This window comes from Streptomyces sp. NPDC002623 (assembly GCF_053592635.1).
Map to the genome: position 1 here is coordinate 263,626 of NZ_JBSFWB010000007.1, position 17,020 is coordinate 280,645.

16 protein-coding genes are annotated in these 17,020 nt (G+C 72.4%); 7 read left to right on the plus strand and 9 right to left on the minus strand.

The window, feature by feature from the left end:
• Positions 1–35: 35 nt before the first annotated feature.
• The 3 genes from ACWD4O_RS15495 to ACWD4O_RS15505 form a co-directional block, all read right to left on the minus strand.
• Positions 36–1,529 (minus strand): flavin monoamine oxidase family protein, encoded by a 1,494-nt coding sequence (locus ACWD4O_RS15495; RefSeq protein WP_451280188.1) that lies wholly within the window; start codon positions 1,527–1,529, stop codon positions 36–38.
• Positions 1,530–1,673: 144 nt separating this feature from the next.
• Entirely contained in the window at positions 1,674–2,876 is a 1,203-nt protein-coding gene (locus ACWD4O_RS15500; RefSeq protein WP_451280189.1) for a flavin-containing monooxygenase, read from the minus strand.
• Positions 2,877–3,176: 300 nt separating this feature from the next.
• On the minus strand, positions 3,177–4,868 hold the full coding sequence (locus ACWD4O_RS15505; RefSeq protein WP_451280190.1) for a subtype B tannase: 1,692 nt from the start codon (positions 4,866–4,868) through the stop codon (positions 3,177–3,179).
• A gap of 226 nt (positions 4,869–5,094) precedes the next feature.
• Here ACWD4O_RS15505 and ACWD4O_RS15510 point away from each other — a divergent pair, with 226 nt between their 5' ends.
• Positions 5,095–5,517: a Zn-ribbon domain-containing OB-fold protein gene (locus ACWD4O_RS15510; RefSeq protein ID WP_451280191.1), complete on the plus strand. Its 423-nt coding sequence runs from the start codon at positions 5,095–5,097 to the stop codon at positions 5,515–5,517.
• Between the two features lie 24 nt (positions 5,518–5,541).
• Positions 5,542–6,189, plus strand: a complete 648-nt coding sequence (locus ACWD4O_RS15515; protein WP_451280192.1) for a GNAT family N-acetyltransferase — start codon at positions 5,542–5,544, stop codon at positions 6,187–6,189.
• Position 6,190: 1 nt separating this feature from the next.
• On the opposite strand, the gene ACWD4O_RS15520 is transcribed toward ACWD4O_RS15515, so the two are convergent.
• The 3 genes from ACWD4O_RS15520 to ACWD4O_RS15530 form a co-directional block, all read right to left on the minus strand.
• A complete protein-coding gene (locus tag ACWD4O_RS15520) occupies positions 6,191–6,871 on the minus strand; it encodes a pyridoxine/pyridoxamine 5'-phosphate oxidase (protein ID WP_451280193.1) in 681 nt (226 codons plus the stop codon).
• A gap of 24 nt (positions 6,872–6,895) precedes the next feature.
• Positions 6,896–7,888 (minus strand): expansin EXLX1 family cellulose-binding protein, encoded by a 993-nt coding sequence (locus tag ACWD4O_RS15525; protein WP_451280194.1) that lies wholly within the window; start codon positions 7,886–7,888, stop codon positions 6,896–6,898.
• Positions 7,889–7,999: 111 nt separating this feature from the next.
• Positions 8,000–9,181: a thiolase C-terminal domain-containing protein gene (locus ACWD4O_RS15530; RefSeq protein WP_451280195.1), complete on the minus strand. Its 1,182-nt coding sequence runs from the start codon at positions 9,179–9,181 to the stop codon at positions 8,000–8,002.
• 76 nt (positions 9,182–9,257) lie between these two features.
• Between ACWD4O_RS15530 and ACWD4O_RS15535 the strand changes: the two genes are divergently transcribed.
• Both ACWD4O_RS15535 and ACWD4O_RS15540 read left to right on the plus strand, forming a co-directional pair.
• Positions 9,258–10,463 (plus strand): acyl-CoA dehydrogenase family protein, encoded by a 1,206-nt coding sequence (locus tag ACWD4O_RS15535; RefSeq protein ID WP_451280196.1) that lies wholly within the window; start codon positions 9,258–9,260, stop codon positions 10,461–10,463.
• On the plus strand, positions 10,460–10,987 hold the full coding sequence (locus ACWD4O_RS15540; RefSeq protein ID WP_451280197.1) for a nitroreductase/quinone reductase family protein: 528 nt from the start codon (positions 10,460–10,462) through the stop codon (positions 10,985–10,987). Before ACWD4O_RS15535 ends, ACWD4O_RS15540 begins: the two co-directional genes overlap by 4 nt.
• Positions 10,988–11,069: 82 nt before the next feature.
• On the opposite strand, the gene ACWD4O_RS15545 is transcribed toward ACWD4O_RS15540, so the two are convergent.
• On the minus strand, positions 11,070–11,717 hold the full coding sequence (locus ACWD4O_RS15545) for a TetR family transcriptional regulator (protein WP_451280198.1): 648 nt from the start codon (positions 11,715–11,717) through the stop codon (positions 11,070–11,072).
• A gap of 122 nt (positions 11,718–11,839) precedes the next feature.
• Here ACWD4O_RS15545 and ACWD4O_RS15550 point away from each other — a divergent pair, with 122 nt between their 5' ends.
• The 3 genes from ACWD4O_RS15550 (at position 11,840) to ACWD4O_RS15560 (ending at position 15,810) form a co-directional block, all read left to right on the plus strand.
• Positions 11,840–12,562: a VOC family protein gene (locus tag ACWD4O_RS15550; RefSeq protein ID WP_451280199.1), complete on the plus strand. Its 723-nt coding sequence runs from the start codon at positions 11,840–11,842 to the stop codon at positions 12,560–12,562.
• A gap of 189 nt (positions 12,563–12,751) precedes the next feature.
• Positions 12,752–15,136, plus strand: coding sequence for an outer membrane protein assembly factor BamB family protein (locus ACWD4O_RS15555; protein ID WP_451280200.1), 2,385 nt, complete (start codon positions 12,752–12,754; stop codon positions 15,134–15,136).
• A gap of 149 nt (positions 15,137–15,285) precedes the next feature.
• Positions 15,286–15,810, plus strand: a complete 525-nt coding sequence (locus tag ACWD4O_RS15560; protein ID WP_451280201.1) for a hypothetical protein — start codon at positions 15,286–15,288, stop codon at positions 15,808–15,810.
• Between the two features lie 11 nt (positions 15,811–15,821).
• On the opposite strand, the gene ACWD4O_RS15565 is transcribed toward ACWD4O_RS15560, so the two are convergent.
• Positions 15,822–16,595: an enoyl-CoA hydratase/isomerase family protein gene (locus ACWD4O_RS15565; RefSeq protein WP_451280202.1), complete on the minus strand. Its 774-nt coding sequence runs from the start codon at positions 16,593–16,595 to the stop codon at positions 15,822–15,824.
• Positions 16,592–17,008 (minus strand): Zn-ribbon domain-containing OB-fold protein, encoded by a 417-nt coding sequence (locus ACWD4O_RS15570; protein ID WP_351904781.1) that lies wholly within the window; start codon positions 17,006–17,008, stop codon positions 16,592–16,594. Before ACWD4O_RS15570 ends, ACWD4O_RS15565 begins: the two co-directional genes overlap by 4 nt.
• Positions 17,009–17,020: the final 12 nt, after the last annotated feature.

Consider the following 17,020-nt stretch of genomic DNA (forward strand, 5'->3'; position numbering starts at 1 on the left):
GGCGTGCAGCGGGAAATGAGCGGCTGAATGAACGGTTACAGGACCGCGAGGACCTCCTTCGCCACCCGCTCGCCCGACCGCACCGCTCCGTCCATGAAGCCCATCCAGTAGACGGACGTCTCCGTACCGGCCCAGTGGATGCCGCCGACGGGCGTGCGCAGGGCCGGGCCGTACTGGGTCAGGACGCCGGGCGCGGCGATGGAGACCGGGCCGCCGCGCGTGTAGGCCTCGTTGTTCCAGCGTTGCAGGACGAAGGACGTGGGGGAGGCGGCTTTCTCGCCGAAGTACGTCACGTAGTCCTTCAGGACCGCCGCCTTGACCTCCGCCTCGCTCGCCGCGTCGTGGGCGCGTGCCTCGTCGGCCTCGATGAAGCCCATCAGCGCGCCGTAGGAGGCGTCCGGCGGGGAGTTGTCGAACGTGGAGCTGACCACGCCGGTGTCGCTGACGACCTGCCCGTTGAGGCCGTCGGCCCGCCAGAACGGGGTGTCGTAGATCGCGATCGCCTTGCCGACCGAGGCCATCGGCAGACGCTGGGTGAGCTGGTCGCGGGCGGCGGGCAGCAGCGGGTCGTACGTGATGCGGGCGGCGAGCGGCGGCGGTACGGCGACGACGACCCGCTTGGCGGTGACGGTGATGCCGTCGGCCGTCACGACGTACTTGGCTCCGGACTTGGCGATCGTGCGCACCGGCGCGTTCAGCACCACCCGGTCGCCGAGGGTGGCGGCGAGCTTGATCGGCACGAGCTGTGAGCCGCCGACGAAGCGCAGTTCCTGGGCGCCGTTCGCGGTCTCGGTGAGGCGTTCCAGGGTGCCGGGCGTCGACGCGTTGCCGGCGGCGGCGATGTAGAACAGCACGAAGAGCAGCGAGAGTTCGCGCGGTTCGGCCGAGAAGATCGAGGTGCAGGCCACGTCGAGGAGGAACTTCGCCGACGGGATGACCGCGTTGGCGTTCAGCCAGGTCTCGAAGGTCTGCTTGTCCCATTCGGCCGCCTTGGCGGCGGTCCAGGGCGCGTCGACCGGCACGGTCTTGGCCATGTCGTCCAGCGAGGCCTGCACGATCGCGGCGTTGGCCAGCCCGGCCACGTCGATGGGCGGGACCGAGCCGAGCAGGCCGTCGGTGGCGTACGGGGTCTTCTTGCCGTCCTTGTAGAGGAGGTTCTTGCCGGTGTTGTAGGTGGCGAAGGTGGCCACGCCGAGGGAGTCGGCGAGCGCCTTCATCCGGTCCTGGGTGGGGCCGATGAACTCGCCGCCGCCCTCCGTGACCCCGCCGTTCGCCAGGGGCAGGTTCACCACCCGGCCGCCCACGCGGTCGCGGGCCTCCAGGACGGCGACCGTCCGGCCGGCGGCGACCAGGTCGCGGGCCGCGGTGAGGCCGGCGAGTCCGGCGCCCACGACGGCGACGTCCACGTCCCGGGTGGCGGCCGCGGCGGCCGGGCCGGCGGCGGTCGCGGTGAGGGCGGTGGCGCCGGCGGCCACGGCCGCGCCGCGGCCGAGCAGGGAGCGGCGGGAGAGCTGACTTTCACTTGCCACGTGCGTCCTCCGTAGAGAGGGAGCGGAGCGGAAAAGGTGAACAGGGCTCACATTCTGGCTCCGTGCGGGGGCGCACGACAACGCTCTCGTTACATCTCTCGCCACTTCTGTCGTCAGCCGACACAGGTGTAACGGGCAGCGGAATTACCGCAGTTGACGGTCGGAAGCCTTGCGGACGGCCTTCGCGATCCTCTCCGCGTCGATCGCCAGTTCGCGGAGCGTGCCGCTGATGGGGGTGGTGAAGCCGGTGAAGTACAGGCCGGGGGCGTCCTTCGGGGCGCGGGCGCCGTGCGCGACGGGTCTGCCCCGGTCGTCGAGCACGCCGAGGTGACCGACCAGGCCCTCCAGGGCGCGGACGTATCCGGTGGCGGCGACGACGGCGTCCGGCGAGATCCGGGATCCGTCGGCGAGGACGACCTTCCCGCCGTCCTCGAAGCCCTCCACGGCGGCCACGATCTCCACCTTGCCCTTGCGCACCGCGTCGATGAGGCCGACGTCCTGCACCGGGATCGCGCCTTCCCGCACCCGGGAGTAGAGGCCGCTGTCGGGGCGGGGCAGGCCGTGCGCCGACAGGTCGGGCACGCTCAGTCTGGCCATCGGCCGCGCGAGCCGGTCGACGAGGCGCACCGGCAGCCGCCGTACGAGGACGGCCGTGTACTGCGCGGCCCACCCGGCCGTGGAGCGGCGCACGATGTGCGGGGCCGTGCGCACGGACAGCCGCACCCGGGCCGCACCGCTCTCCACCAGGTCGACGGCGATCTCGGCGCCGGTGTTGCCGACGCCGACGACGAGGACGTCCCGGCCGGTGTGGTCCTTGCCGGTGCGGTAGTCGCGGGCGTGGGTGAGTTCACCCGTGAACGCCTCGCGGCCGGGCCACTTCGGCAGGTGCGGGGTGTGGTTGTAGCCGGTGGCGACGATCACCGCCGAGCCGGTCAGCTCGCGGCCGCCGGTGGCGTGCAGCAGCCAGCCGACGCCGTCGGGGCCGCGCTCGATCCGGGAGACCTCGACGCCGGTGACGATCTCCAGCTCGTGCACCTCGGCGTACTTCTCCAGGTACCGCACCATGTCGTCGCGGGCCACCCACCGCCCGAACCGGCGCGGCATCTTCAGCCCCGGGAGGGCGGAGAGCCGGCGCGTGGTGTGCAGATGCAGCCGGTCGTAGTGGCCCCGCCAGGACGCGCCGACCCCGTCGGCCTTCTCCACGACGACCGCGCGTACGCCCTGGGCACGCAGCGCGTACGCGGTGGCGAGTCCGCCGGGGCCGCCGCCGATGACGTAGACGGGGCGGTCGGCGGGGTTCGCGCTGGTGATCGCCTGGGGGGTGGGGCGCGGTGCGGAGTCTTCCATGAGCGCGAGCGTAATCACGCGAACGGTTGATGGGTCTCGGTCAAGAGGGGAATTGGTTGCGGATCGATCACGTGTGGGGGAGAGATGGGTGGGACCGGTGACGTACCTCACCTGGTTGTGCGGGAAAAGGTGCGACGCCTGGCCCAGGTGCGCTCGGGCCAGGCGTCGCGTGCGAACGGCGTCGGTGACTTATGACGGGAAACAGACGCCGTCGCGGGCGGTGACGTCAGTGACTATGACGGGAAACGGACGCCGCCGCGTTCAGGATGCCTCCTGACGGGCAGGGAGGCAGGCGGACTACTACTTCTTGACCTTGGTCTTGCTCTTGCTCTTGGCCTTGTGGCCGGTCACCTTGGCGATCCAGGCGATGAAGTCGCCCGGGTCGGTGTTGGCGCCGTGGCCCTCGTCCCAGTAGTAGAGGTGGTCGACGTCGTCGCCGAGGCCGCTCGCGGCGGCGGCGATGTTCGCGGAGACCGTGTGCGAGGTGTCGGAGTCCTTCGTGCCGAGGCGGATCCACCAGTGCTTGCTGCGGCCCGCGTTGGGCTTCTCGGCCAGGAAGTACATCGGGTTCATCAGCCGCAGCACCTCGGGGAGGTCACTGTCGAGGCGGGTGGCGGTGAGCCCGGTGGTGTCGTTCTTCAGGCTGTACGCCGTGAAGTGACGGGAGACGACCGTGCCCTTGCCGAAGAGGTTGTTCTCCCCGGCGGAGAGGTCGAAGGCGTCGAAGGCCGGGGTGTTCTTCTTGCGGGCGCCGACGTGGGTGAGGAAGTCGGCCCAGGTGAAGGACGCCTTGCCGTTCTTCCAGGTGATGAAGGTGTTGGCGGCGAGGTAGGTCGCGCGGTCGGCGTCCGAGAGGGCCGTGAGGTAGGCGGTGGCCGACGGCTCCATGTACTGCTCGACCAGGTACTCGTCGTAGTTGCGGGCGTTCAGCGCGCCGAAGCCGTTCAGGCCCTTCAGCTTCAGGCCGGCCTGGTACTCGGCGAACTGCGACTGCAGCGTCTTCGACACCGTCTGGTCGACCTGCGAGCCGGTGCTGAGGGAGTTGGCGCCCCAGTTCCACTCGTAGGCGCCGTCGGCGTGCTCCAGGTCGGTGATCGGGCACCAGGCGCCGGTCGCGAAGATCGCGTCGGAGGCGTCGGCCGCGCCCAGCTCCTTGAGGTACTCGGCGTAGATCGGGCTGTCGCCGGACGCGCCGAGCAGCGAGGAGAGCGCACCGCCCGCGCTGGTGCCGGCGGACACGATGCGGTCGGTGTTGCCGGGGATGCGGCCCTTGTTGGCCCGCACGTACCGGACGGCGGCCTTGAGGTCGACGATCGCGGCGGGGGCCACGCCGTAGTACTCGCCGGCGGAGTTCTTGAGGGTCCGGCCGCGGGCGCCGGGCTCGACGACGACGTAGCCGGCGGCCAGGGCCAGGAGCTGGTTGGAGGCCAGGGCCCCGCCGGTGGCGTTGGTGTTGCCGTTGGCGCCGGGAGCCGAGGCGGAGGCGGAGGCAGACGCGGAGGCAGACGCGGAGGTGCTGGCGCTGGCGTCGGCCGAGGGTGCGCCGCTGGGTGCGCCGCCGCCCATACCGCTGCCCATGCCGCCGGCGCCGACGCCGGTGGCGTCCGCCACGGAGGACGGCATGTAGCCGCCGACGGAGTTCGCGAACAGGATCGGCGCGTTGCTCGCGTCGACCGCGGTGCCGTCGATCTCTACCGGAACACTGACGTTCAGCGACTGGTAGGCGGCGTCCACCGGCTTGGCGACGTAGGTGATCGCCTTCCAGAAGTGGTACTTGACCTCGTGGTCGGTGCCGGCCGTGTCGGTGACGGTCGTGGTCAGCTCCGTGTAGCCGTCCGGGTCGAAGGCCAGCGAGCCCGTGGCGGAGCCCTCGGCCGAGGACGTGTCGCTGGACGCCTGTGCGCTCAGGGCGATGCCGCCCACTGCCGCGACGCCGGCGGTGGCGCCGAGCCCCAAGACGACCGACCTGCGCTTGACTGCCCTGTGCTTCACGATGCTGCCTCTCGGACGTACGGCGTGCTGTCTGGCCTTACGGGTTGTGAACGTAATCCGGGGCCAACAAAATCGTCAACAATCTGCGGGGCATTCACGGGCGACGCACAGCTTCATGGCAAACACAAAGGAATCCCTCATGCGAAATACATGGGGTTCCCGGATTCATCCGTCTGACGTACCGTCAGATCCATGGATGCGTGGACGGCGAGCTGAGGTGGTTCTGATGGGCGCGGACGCGCGTTTCGACCTCCCCGAGGTGGACGCCTTCACCCGTACGTACTGGGACGCGGCCGCCGAGGGCCGCCTGCTGATCCGCCGCTGCGGAGCCTGTGCCCGGCCCCACCACTACCCCCGGGAGTTCTGCCCGCACTGCTGGAGCGAGGACGTGACCTGGGAGGACGCGAGCGGCCGGGCCACCCTCTACACCTGGTCCGTCGTCCACCGCAACGACCTCCCGCCCTTCGGGGAGCGCACGCCGTACATCGCGGCGGTCGTCGACCTGGCGGAGGGCCCGCGGATGTCCACGGAGATCATCGGCGCACCCGGCACGGGAGAGGCCGAACTCCGGGCGGGAATGGAGCTGACGGTCGCCTTCCGGGAGGGGGTGCCGGTGTTCCGGGCGGCGGGGCGCGGGTTGTCCGGGTGACTCGGGTGGTTCAGTATTCGGAGGATGGACATCCACGAGTCCGCTTCGACACGGCCCGGCACGCGCTTCGGCGGCCTCGGTGGCTTCGACGGCCTTGACGCTCTCGACGGGCATGGTCTCCGCCTGCGTTTCTGGGATCCGGAGTCCGCCGGGGACGTCGACGCATGGCTGCGTGGGCACCTCGAGTCGGAGTTCCTGCGCTGGAACACCCCGCTGAGGACGATCACGGACGCCCGCGGCGCGCGGGAGTCGCTGCGGGCGAAGGCGATGGACGTGGCCGCGGGCGGCAGCGCGTCCTTCTGTGTGACGGACGCGGCGGACGGCACGATCCTCGGCTCGGTGGCGGTGAACGCCATCGACCGGATCCAGAGCTCGGGCGTCGTCGGTTACTGGGTCCTGCCCGAGGCCCGCGGCGGGCGGGTGGCCACCCGCTCCCTGCTGCTCGCGGCACGCTGGGCGTTCGACGAAGTCGGCCTGCACCGCCTGGAGCTGGGCCACGCCCTGGGACACGAGGCCTCGTGCCGGATCGCCGAACGCTGCGGCTTCCCGTACGAGGGCACGCTGCGCGGCGCGATGTGGGAGGCGGGCCGCAGAGACGCCTACCGAGACGTCCACCGCCACGGCCGCTTGGCGACGGACCCGGAGCCGGAGTTCGCCGTGCGAGAGCTGTGACTCACGGCCAGAGCAGTTCCGTCGACCATCCGCTGTCTCCTTCCGCGTCCCCCTGCCTGCGGTAGTTCAGTCGGGTGTGTCGGCGTCGGGCGTCTCCCTGGAAGAACTCGACCGTGTCCGGGCGCAGTCGGTACAGCGTCCAGGAGGCGGCCTCCGTCTGCGGCTCGCGGGACGCTCGGTCCCAGGCCTCCTCCGAGGCGCTCGCCAACTCCGCCACCGAGCCCAGCACTTCGCTCTGGCGTCCGGTCAGCGCGGCCGCGAGCGCGCCCGTCGAACGGACGCGCAGGTCCCGCTGCGCCTCCTCGGCGGGAGCCACGTTCACCGGGCCCCGGACACGGATCTGGCGGCCCTGCACCGGCCAGTAGAAGGTGAGCGCCGCGTAGGGGCGGGCGGCGAGCTGGCGGCCCTTGCGGCTGGTGGTGTGGGTCGCGAAGGACCAGCCCGCGGCGTCGGCGCCGTGCAGCATCACGATCCGGGCGTCCGGCAGTCCGTCCGCGTCCGAGGTCGCCAGCGTCATCGTGTGCGGTTCGGTCTGCCCGGCCGTCACCGCCTGCGCGAACCACTGCGTGAACAGCGTCAGGGGGTCGTCGGGGGCCGACGCCGGGTCGAAGGGCGGCAGCTCGGTGACCTCGGGGGCCCATACCCGCAGCGACCTCAGCAGCTCATGAAGATCCGTAGCCATGCTCCGAGTATGGTCCGCACCCGGTCAGTGCCGGGCGAACTGCACCTTCGTCGCCTGCACGGTCTCCGGCCGGACGGCGATCCCCTCGACCGTCAGCTGCTCCCCGTAGATGTCCGTGATCCGGATCGCGCCACCGCATCCGCTGCCCTGCTCGGACAGGAAGTAGTTGTACTCGGTGCGGGCGAGGCGGACCCAGGCGCCGCCGCTGCGGACCTCCAGCCGGGCCAGCGGATTGCGGTGGCCGATGGCCTGGATGCCGCACCAGTACTGGGTGGAGCCGGTCTTGTAGCGGATCGAGATCGGGTCGGACGCGGCCGGGCTCAGCAGGCTCCAGGTGATCGGGATCCGCCCGGCCGAGAGGGGCGCGAGCTTGGCGAAAGCCTGCCGGCTGAGGTCGATCTGGCCGGCCTCGCACGGCGCCGGGCACTCGTTGGTGATCCGGACCGTGACCGACGCCCCGCCCGCCGCCCGGACGGACACATACGCGCCGCACGCCTTGGACGTCTCGTAGTCGGCGGTGTTCATCGCCGCGGTCATGACGTCGGAGGTCGGCCCGTACGAGCAGGCGCCGTCGCCGTTGCCGACGTCGTAGGAGGTCGCGACCCCGTCGTAGGCGGTCCCGGGCCGGATCCGCCCCGCCAGGGACGCCGATCCGGACGCCGCCCGGGCGACGGGCTCGGCCGAGGCAGCGGCGGCGCCGGCCGGCGTCGAGCGCGCGGGCGAGGGGCGCGCGGAGGCGGCCGCCGGCGTCGAGGTCGGGGACGCCGTGGAGGAAGTCGGCGATGCGGAGGCCGCCGTCCCCGAGGCCGAGGCCGACGCCGACGTCGATGCCGTCGGGGACCCGCTCACCTGCCCGCCCGCGACGGACTCCACCGGGTCCTCGCCCCCGCCGCCCGGCCGGAGGGCCACGACGAGGGACACGACGAGTACGACGGCGGCCACGGCCGCCACGACCACCGCGGGGGCGGGAATCGGGCGGCGGTCGGGGCGGGAACGGCGGTGCGAGGAGGATGCCACGGATGAATCCTTACGCGGTTCGGCGGAGCACGTCCGGGAAAGCTGCGGACTTCTCAGTGGTCGCCGAGCCCGAGAAGGTTGCCGGGAAGTGCGCAACACGCCTCTCCCGGTTCACCCCCGCCCCAGCACCACCGTCCCGGAGGAGCAGAACCACCCGCCGGTTCCCGACGCCACCCCCAGCCGTGGCAACCCCCCGTCCCGCGCCCGCACTTGCCGTGCCCCGCCCTCGCCCCGCAGCTGGCGTACCGCTTCCACCAGGAGGAACAGGCCGCGCATTCCCGGGTGTTGGGCCGAGAGGCCGCCGCCGTCCGTGTTGACCGGGAGTGCGCCGCCCTCGGCGCGCAGCCGGCCCTTCTCCACGAAGGCGCCGCCCTCGCCCTTTGCGCAGAAGCCGAGGTCTTCGAGGGTCACCAGGGTCATGTACGTGAACGCGTCGTAGATCTCCGCGAAGTCCATCTCCTCGGGGCGCAGGCCCGCGCGTTCGAAGGCCAGGCGGCCGCTCACCGCCGCCGGGGAGACCGTGAAGTCGTCCCACTCCGGCAGGCTCGCGTGGGAGACGTGCTCGCCGGCACCGAGGATCCACACGGGCGAGGTACGGCAGTCCTGCACGTACTCCTCGGCCGCCAGGAGGATCGCCGCGCCGCCGTCGGAGCGCAGACAGCAGTGCAGTTTCGTGAAGGGGTCGGCGATCATCGGGCCGGACAGGACGTCGTCCACGGTCACCGGGTCGCGGAACATCGCCTCGGGGTTCAGGGCGGCGTTCGCCCGCGCCTGGACCGCCACCTCCGCCAGCTGCTCGATCGTCGTCCCGTACTGGATCATGTGCCGGCGGGCGGCCATCGCGTACTTGGCGATCAGGGTGTGCCCGTAGGGGACCTCGAACTGCAGCGGACCGCGCCCGCCGAAGGCGAAGGTGCCGGTGCGGCGGCCGGCCCGGACGTCCGCGCGGGCCGTCGATCCGTACGCCAGCAGGACGACGTTCGCGTGACCGGCGGCGATCGCGTCGGCCGCGTGGGCCGCCATCACCTCCCAGGTCGCGCCGCCCACCGAGGTGGAGTCGACCCAGGTGGGGCGCAGGCCCAGGTACTCGGCGATCTCGGCGGGGGCGAGGGTGCCCGTGCCGGTGGAGGCCACGCCGTCGACGAGGGACCGGTCCAGGCCCGCGTCCGCGAGAGCGCGGCGGGCCGCCTGGGCGTGCAGCGCGTACGGGGTCGCGTCGTCCACCCGGCCGCAGTCGGAGAGCGCCACCCCGACCACGGCCACTTTTCTGCCGCCTGCGGTCCTGGCCGTCATGAAAGGCCACCTCCCTCTGTGCATCTGGATCCCGGGCTCCTAATATGACGGCCCGTCAGATCCGGAGGGAAGTGCCATGAACCCTGACTTCACCGCCGAGCAGGACGGGATCCGCCGCGCCCTGCGCGAACTGCTCCACAAGCGCTGCGGCCCCGAAGAGCTCCGCGCGGCCCTCGACACGGCCGACGGCCACGATCCGGCCCTCTGGACCGCCCTCGCCCAGCAGCTCGGGCTCCCCGGACTCGCGCTCCCGGAGCGGTACGGCGGTGTCGGCTGCCCGGTCACCGACCTCGCCCTCGCCGCCGAGGAGACCGGACGGGCCCTCGCCCCCTCCCCGCTCCTGGCGACCTCCGTCCTCGCCGCGCCCCTGATCCTCGCCCTCGGCACCGACGCCCAGCGCGCCGACCTGCTGCCACGGATCTCGGACGGCGCCCTGACCGCCGCCCTCGCCGTGCCCGCCCCCGCCCTCGGCGCCGCCCTCGCCCTGACCGGCGTGAACGGCGGCGACTGGGCCGGCGGCGGCCGGGCGGGGGGCGTGCAGGCGCGTCGGGCGGGGGACGGCTGGCGGCTGTACGGGGAGGCGGTGCAGGTGCTCGACGGGCACAGCGCCGGGGCGCTGGTCGTCCCCGCGCACACCGGCGGGTTCGTACGGTCGCGCACCCTGCTGTACGTCGTCGCGGGGGACGCCGCCGGGGTCGTCCGCGCCCGGCAGACCGCCCTGGACGCCACGCGGCCCCAGGGGCGGGTCCAACTGCGGGACGTGGAAGCCCGGTTGCTGGGGGATCTCCCGGGCGAGGGCGTCGACGTCGGTGAAGTCCTGGCCCGGGTCGGGGACTTCGCCGCCGCCTTCCTCGCCTGTGAGGCCGTCGGGGCCGCCGGCCGGGTGCTGGAGCGGACCGTCGAGTACCTCGGGCAGCGGCAGCAGTTCGGGCGGGTGATCGGGTCCTTCCAGGCGGTGCAGCACCGGCTGGCCGATGTGTATGTGCAGGTCCAGGCGGCCCGGTCCGCCGCCTACTACGCCGCCTGGGCGACGGACGGACCGGGCGCGCAGGGGGAACGGGTCGGCGGGCTCGCCCTCGCGCAGGCGCTGGACGCCCTGCGGCGGGCCGCCTCCGAGGGCATCCAGCTGCACGGCGGCATCGGTTTCACCTGGGAGCACGAGGCCCATCTGTACTTCAAGCGGGCCGCCGGGGACGAACTGCTGTTCGGGCCCGTGCATCGGCTGCGCGCCCACGCGGCCGAGGCGGCCAGGCTCTTCGAGCGGACGGAGGTGTCGGTGTGATCGGTGGCCGAGCGGCGCGAGCAGCCGTGCAGAAGGTGTCCTCGACGCGGGCCTTCGCGAAGGTCGCCCCGCATGTCATCCCCGCCCTCGACCGGGCCGTCCACCGGCTCACCCGGGGAAAAGTGCTGCTCAGCGCGCAGATGCTGCCCGGGGTCATCCTCACGGTGACCGGGGCGCGGAGCGGGCTGCCGCGCCGGACGCCGCTGGCCTGTATGCCCGAGGAGAGCGGCGCGAGCTGGATCCTCATCGGCTCCAACTTCGGCCGCACCGGACACCCCGCGTGGACCGCCAACCTCCTCGCCCACCCAGACGCCGAGATCAGCTGGAAGGGCAGGGACATCCCCGTGACGGCCGTACTGCTGGCGGGGGAGGAGCGGGCGACCGTCTGGAAGGCGCTGCTGGTGTTCTGGCCGCCGTACGCGACCTATCAGGCGCGGGTGGAGCGGGAGATCCGGTTGTTCCGGATCAGTCCCCGCCGACCGTCGCCCCCACGGCGCGCGGCAGGCGGCGGTTCACCTGAGTGAACCGCCGCCTGGCAGACAGGACGTGGCCGTGGGGCAACCGTAAAAGTGGGGCGCGCGTGGGACGCGTGTCGGGCGCGTGGGGCTACTTCGTCGGCTTCTTGCCGGTGATGCCCAGATGCACCAACAGCGCCAGGTTCGGCTTGAGTTCAGCCTGCTTGACGCCCCACGTCTGGAAGCCCTTCTGGTGCGAGGCGACCGCCGCGAGCATCGCGACGAGCGCACCGGCCACCGCGGCCGGGTTCACGTCCTTGTCGACCTTGCCCTTGGACTGCAGGTCGGCGACCGCGTCCGACAGGGAGTTGTTCACCGAGTTGAGGATCTTCATGCGGAGTTTGTAGAAGCGCTTGTCGCCTTCCGCCGCGCCCAGGTCGACCACCCGGAGGATCGCGTCGTTCTTCCGCCAGAACTCCAGGAAGCCGTCCACGAGTTCCTGCGCCGTCTGCCAGCCCGCCTTGCCGACCCAGGACCGTCCGGCGACCAGCTCGGTCAACTCGGCGCCCTCGGCGGCCATTTGCTCGGCGATCTCCAGGACGGCGCCTTCGACGTCCGGGAAGTACTGGTAGAAGGTCGCGGGTGAAGTGCCCGCCTTCCGGGCGACGTCGATGACCTTGACGTCCCGGTACGGAGAGGAGCTGAGCATCTCGCTGAGGCAGTCGAGCAGCTTCTGCCGCGTCGCCTGCCCGCGTCGACCGGCCACGCGGCCGTCGACGGTACGCACTTGTCCTGTCATGCCGTCAGCTTACCGAGGGGTGATCGGAGCGCGATTCGGCCGACTGCAAATGGGGTGCGAGGGGGTGCGGAGGCGGGTGTACCTGGTCTGCGGCTTGCGTGCGGCACCGTTAGTTTGGCTGCATGGCCGAAAACAGGGCATCGGTGTACGCAGAGGGCGTCCCCTGCTGGGTGGACGCGCAGCTCCCCGACGTGGACGCGGGCAAGCGGTTCTACGGTGAGCTCTTCGGGTGGGGTTTCGAGGAGGCGTACGGCTCCTCGGTGTGGGCCAGGCTGGAGGAGGCTCCGGTGGCCGCGCTCGCCCACAAGACGGACGGCCGGATGCCCACCGTCTGGACGGTGTACTTCGCGACCCCGGACGCGCAGAAGACCGTCGGCCGCATCCGCAACGCCGGCGGGCAGGTCGTCATGGGGCCGCTGCCGGTCGGCGGGGCGGGCACCGCCGTGCTCGCCGCCGACCCCGAGGGCGCGGTCTTCGGCCTGTGGCAGCCGGCCGGCCATCCCGGCTTCGGCGTGCGGCACCGGCCCGGCGCCTTCGCCTGGGCGCAGCTCTACGCCCGCGACACCGAGGCCGCCAACACCTTCTACGGCCATCTCTTCCACGAGGCGCTGTTCGGGCCGGGCGCCGAACCCGACTTCGGGCGGGCGCCGGTCGGCGACGTCTTCCCGGACGTCATGCCGCCGCATTTCCTCGTCCACTTCGGCGTGGAGGACTGCGAGGCGGCCCTCGGCGCGGTGAGCCGGCTCGGCGGGCGGGTGCAGGCGGGTCCGTTCACCGCCTCGTACGGAACCGTGGCGGTCGTCACAGACAATCAAGGGGCGTCGTTCGCGCTTCTCCAGCGCTGACAGACGCCATATGCGCGCTGTATGCCCGCATATGAAATGAGACACCCCGATTGCCCCCGGGTTCGCAACCAGCCGCCCGGCCAGGAAGAATCAGGGTGCGTGCCGTTATGGCGGTGCGGTGGGTGAGACGCTGCACGGGGCCGTGTACACAAGTGGGTGACGCGGCTCGTACGGGGAGGTGGCAGGCAAGTGGTGGATCAGCTGACGCAGCACGATCCTCGGCGGATCGGGCCGTTCGAGGTGCTGGGACGGCTGGGTGCCGGCGGCATGGGACTGGTCTATCTGGCCCGCTCTGCCTCGGGCCGGCGCGTGGCGATCAAGACGGTCCGTACGGAGCTCGCCGAGGACCAGCTCTTCCGCGTGCGCTTCACGCGCGAGGTGGAGGCGGCCCGGGCGGTCTCCGGGTTCTACACGGCCGCCGTCGTCGACGCCGATCCGCGTGCCGCCGTGCCGTGGCTCGCCACCGCCTACGTCCCCGCGCCCTCCCTCGAGGAGATAGTGAACGACTGCGGGCCGATGCCGGCCCAGGCGGTGCGCTGGCTGGCGGCGGGCGTGGCGGAGGCCCTCCAGTCCATCCACGGGGCGGGGCTGGTCCACCGTGACCTCAAGCCGTCCAACGTGCTCGTCGTCGAGGACGGGCCGCGGGTGATCGACTTCGGTATCGCGTCCGGCGTCTCGAACACACGTTTGACGATGACCAACGTGGCCGTCGGCACCCCCGCCTACATGTCCCCCGAGCAGGCCAAGGACTCGCGCAGCGTGACCGGCGCGAGCGATGTCTTCTCGCTGGGCTCGATGCTGGTCTTCGCCGCCACCGGCCACCCGCCCTTCCACGGCGCCAACCCGGTCGAGACGGTCTTCATGCTGCTGCGCGAGGGCCCGGACCTGACAGGGCTCCCGGACGAACTCCGCCCGCTCATCGAGTCCTGTATGCAGATGGAGGCCACGGGCCGCCCCAACCCGGCCGACCTCCAGGCCCAGCTCGCGCCCCACCTCTTCGGCTCCGGCTCCGACGACAGCGGTACGGCGTCGGCGTGGCTGCCCGAGAAGGCGGTCGCCCTCATCGAGACCCGCCGCGGCGGCCGCCCGGCGAAGCCGGCGCCCCCCAGCCCGCGCAGCGGCGGCGGCCAGGGCGGCGGCGTGGGCATGGCCCGGCCCGCCTTGCCGCCCGTACCGCCCCCGCCACCGCACGCCCCCGTGGTCCTCACCCGTCCGCAGTCGCCCGTCGCCGTGGGCGCGCCCGACATCGGTCCCGTCCGGCTGGCGGGCGCGGCCGTCCCGATCGGGCCCGGGCCGCGCGTCGCCGACGTGCGCGCCACGGCCGCGGTGAAGGCGCCGGTGGCCGAGCCCGGCCTGGTTGCCAGCTGGTCCCGCCCGCGCCCCGGCGTCAACGGCGCCGACACCGCCGTCCCGGCCCCCCAGACCGCGCCCTCGGAGACCCCGGCGGGCTGGCGGCCCTGGCGTTTCCGCATGTCGAACGATGTGTGGGGCACCCCCTCGGTCGCCGGGGACCTCGTCTACGTCACCTCCTTCGAGGTGCACGCCCTGGATGTGGCCACCGGTCGCCGTCGCTTCAAGACGCGTGACGTGGCCTGGTCGATGGCGGTCGCGGACGGCCGTGTGCACGCCTCCGACGGCCCCACCCTGTTCGCCCTGGACGCCCGCGAGGGCGGCGACCTGTGGCGGCTGTCCACGGAGGCCTGGGTGTACTCGCTCAAGGCGGAGCGGGGCACGGTCGTCACCGGCACGCGCGGCGGCGGCGTCCAGGCCTGGGAGGCCTCGGGCGGCCAGAAGCTCTGGGAGATCACCGGCTGCCAGACCGACTTCGAGTCCCCGGAGGCCGGCCCGGTGCTCCACGAGGGCACGGTCTACGTCTGGCAGGACGCCCGGCTCAGAGCCCTGGACGCCCGCACCGGCGAGGAGCGCTGGTCGTACCCGATCGGCGACACCGCCTCCTGCGGCGGCGTCCCGGTCCGCGTCACCCCCGCCCCCGACGGCTACGTCTACCTCTCGGCCGGCACCCGCGTCCTCGCCGTGGACGTCGCGAGCGGCATGGTCCGCTGGCACTTCGAGGCCCCGGCCGTCTTCCTCTCCCCGCCGGCCTTCGTCCCGGGCCCGGCCGTGACCGGCGGTGGCGTCTACCTCGCCGACTACCTCGGCACGGTGTACGCCATCGACGCCACGGACGGCCGCGACCGCTGGCGCATCGCGACGGAGGCGCGTTCCTCCGTCGACCCGGTGCTCGTGGCCGCCGGCCATGTCCACGTCGGCAGCGGCAAGGGGCTGTACACCCTGGACGCGGTCACCGGCACGCCCAAGTGGCGCTTCCAGGCGGGCGGCGACATCGTGGGCGCCCCGGCGGTCGCGGAGGGCCGCATCCACTTCGGCTCCACGGACCACCTGCTCTACACCCTGAAGGCCGACGACGGCCGGCTGCGCTGGAAGCTGGCGACCGGCGGCGAGATCACCGGCTCCCCGGTGGTCCGCGACGGCGTCGTGTACGCGTGCAGCAAGGACCGCTGCGTGTACGCGCTGGACGCGGAGAAGGGCACGGGCACGGCGAGAACGGCGTAGCCGGTCGCCCTTTCGGACCCCGGGACGGCCGTCGTGCCGGGTGCACGGAAGGGATCCGGACGGCGGCCGCCACCGCAGACGCTACGCCGGGGACGGGCCGGTGGCCACGCGGTGACATGACCGTGACAGGGTTTGCTTACGCTGTCCTTATGGATCGACGGGGGCAGAAACTCAAGTTCACAGCGGTGGCGGCGGGCGTCGTCCTGGCGCTCACCGGTTTCTCGACGGGCCGGGGCCACGGCAGCAGCAGCCACAGCGGCGGCGGAGGCGGATGCAGCAGCTCCAGCCAGAACCACGACAGCTCGTCGTCGTCATCGAGCGGCGGAGGCGGCACCTACCGCGACTACGACGACGATGACGACACGAATGGGGGAAGCGGCGGCTCCTCGAACGCGTCCACGACCCTCCAGGACGCCACGGTGCAACTCGTCGACTGCGCGACCCCGACCACGCCGTACGCGACGGTCGAGGTCACCAACCCCAACTCGACCGGCGGCTACTTCACCGTCACGGTCGACTTCCTCGACGCCGACGCCCACCGGGTGGAGCAAGGCACCACGGACGAGTACGTCGCCGCGAACGGCACGGAAACGGTCCAGGTCGACCTGTCGAGCCCGGGGGTCGCGACAGAGGTCGACCACTGCGAGCCGGAGACGTCGGCGCCGGCGGGCTGACGGGACGGCACTCAGCGGATCCGGGGTTTTGCCGTCGAGCGGGTTGCGAACAGTTCTGTCTGGCGTTCGGTGGGCAGGTTGCCCAGGGCGATGAGGTGGGGGGCCTGGGCGTAGCCGGCTGCCCGGGCCGCTTCCTTCGCCGCCCACAGGGCCCGTACCGTGCCCTGGACGCCGGTGGGCGGGTAGCCGGCGATGACGGTCGCGCAGGCTGTCGCGGCGGCCAACGCGCCGCCCGGCTCCGTGACTTCGCTGACCAGGCCGATCTCGTGGGCGCGCCGGGCGGAGATCCGTTCCGCCGTGCCCATGAGCATCATGCGGGCGACCTCGCCGTACGGCATCCGCTGGGCCAGGAGCACCGACTCGTACGCGCTGACCATGCCGTACGTGGTGTGGGGGTCGAAGAACTCGGCACCGCCGCCGGCGATGACGAACTCGCACTCGCCGAGCAGATAGAAGGCGCCTCCGCAGGCCATTCCCTCCACGGCGGCGACGACCGGCTTGAACAGGTCGTTCGCCTTGGGGCCGACGGTGAGCAGCGGATCGTCCTGCATATAGGGGGAGTCGGGTTGGGGGACCACCGCGTCGCGGTCCAGGCCGGTGGAGAAGGCCCGCCCGCCGGCTCCGGTCAGGACGATCGCGCGGACCGTGTCGTCGAAGCGCAACTCCCGCCAGAGCGCGGTCAGTTCGCCGACCGTCGGCAGATCGATCGCGTTGAGTCGCGCCGGGCGGTCGAGGGTGACCACCGCGACCCCGGTGTCCTTGTCGGCGGCGAGTCGTACGGTCATGGGCGCTCCAGGATCCACTGCGGGAGTCCGTCGGCGTCGAAGACGGCCTGGACCCGGGCGCCGATGCGGACGCGGTCGGGGGAGAGGGAGTCGAGGGGGGCGCCCGCTTCGGTCACCAGGTTGCCCACCAGCCGTATCCGGGGCGCTTCGGCCAGTTCGACGAGGATCACGTTGTAGGGGGCCTGCGCCGCGTAGTCCGGCAGGAGCGGTGGGTGCGGGACCACGTAGGACCAGATGCGGCCGCGGCCGGAGGTCGGACGCCACTCGCTCGCGAAGGACCGGCAGTGCGGGCAGCAGGGGCGGGGCGGGAAGCGGGGTTCGCCGCAGTCGGCGCAGGCCTGGACGCGGAGCTCGCCCTGGGCGGCGTACCGCCAGAAGGGGGCGCCGTCGGCGTCGGGCACGGGGGTCAGCATCGCGGATTCGAC

What these genes read in the sequence shown, in the direction of transcription:
- ACWD4O_RS15500 (WP_451280189.1), bottom strand. Translation starts at nt 2,876, where the DNA reads ATGGAAGACTCCGCACCGCGCCCCACCCCCCAGGCGATCACCAGCGCG.
- ACWD4O_RS15510 (WP_451280191.1), top strand. Translation starts at nt 5,095, where the DNA reads ATGGGCGCGGACGCGCGTTTCGACCTCCCCGAGGTGGACGCCTTCACC.
- ACWD4O_RS15515 (WP_451280192.1), top strand. Translation starts at nt 5,542, where the DNA reads ATGGACATCCACGAGTCCGCTTCGACACGGCCCGGCACGCGCTTCGGC.
- ACWD4O_RS15520 (WP_451280193.1), bottom strand. Translation starts at nt 6,871, where the DNA reads ATGGCTACGGATCTTCATGAGCTGCTGAGGTCGCTGCGGGTATGGGCC.
- ACWD4O_RS15530 (WP_451280195.1), bottom strand. Translation starts at nt 9,181, where the DNA reads ATGACGGCCAGGACCGCAGGCGGCAGAAAAGTGGCCGTGGTCGGGGTG.
- ACWD4O_RS15535 (WP_451280196.1), top strand. Translation starts at nt 9,258, where the DNA reads ATGAACCCTGACTTCACCGCCGAGCAGGACGGGATCCGCCGCGCCCTG.
- ACWD4O_RS15545 (WP_451280198.1), bottom strand. Translation starts at nt 11,717, where the DNA reads ATGACAGGACAAGTGCGTACCGTCGACGGCCGCGTGGCCGGTCGACGC.
- ACWD4O_RS15550 (WP_451280199.1), top strand. Translation starts at nt 11,840, where the DNA reads ATGGCCGAAAACAGGGCATCGGTGTACGCAGAGGGCGTCCCCTGCTGG.
- ACWD4O_RS15560 (WP_451280201.1), top strand. Translation starts at nt 15,286, where the DNA reads ATGGATCGACGGGGGCAGAAACTCAAGTTCACAGCGGTGGCGGCGGGC.
- ACWD4O_RS15565 (WP_451280202.1), bottom strand. Translation starts at nt 16,595, where the DNA reads ATGACCGTACGACTCGCCGCCGACAAGGACACCGGGGTCGCGGTGGTC.
- ACWD4O_RS15570 (WP_351904781.1), bottom strand. Translation starts at nt 17,008, where the DNA reads ATGCTGACCCCCGTGCCCGACGCCGACGGCGCCCCCTTCTGGCGGTAC.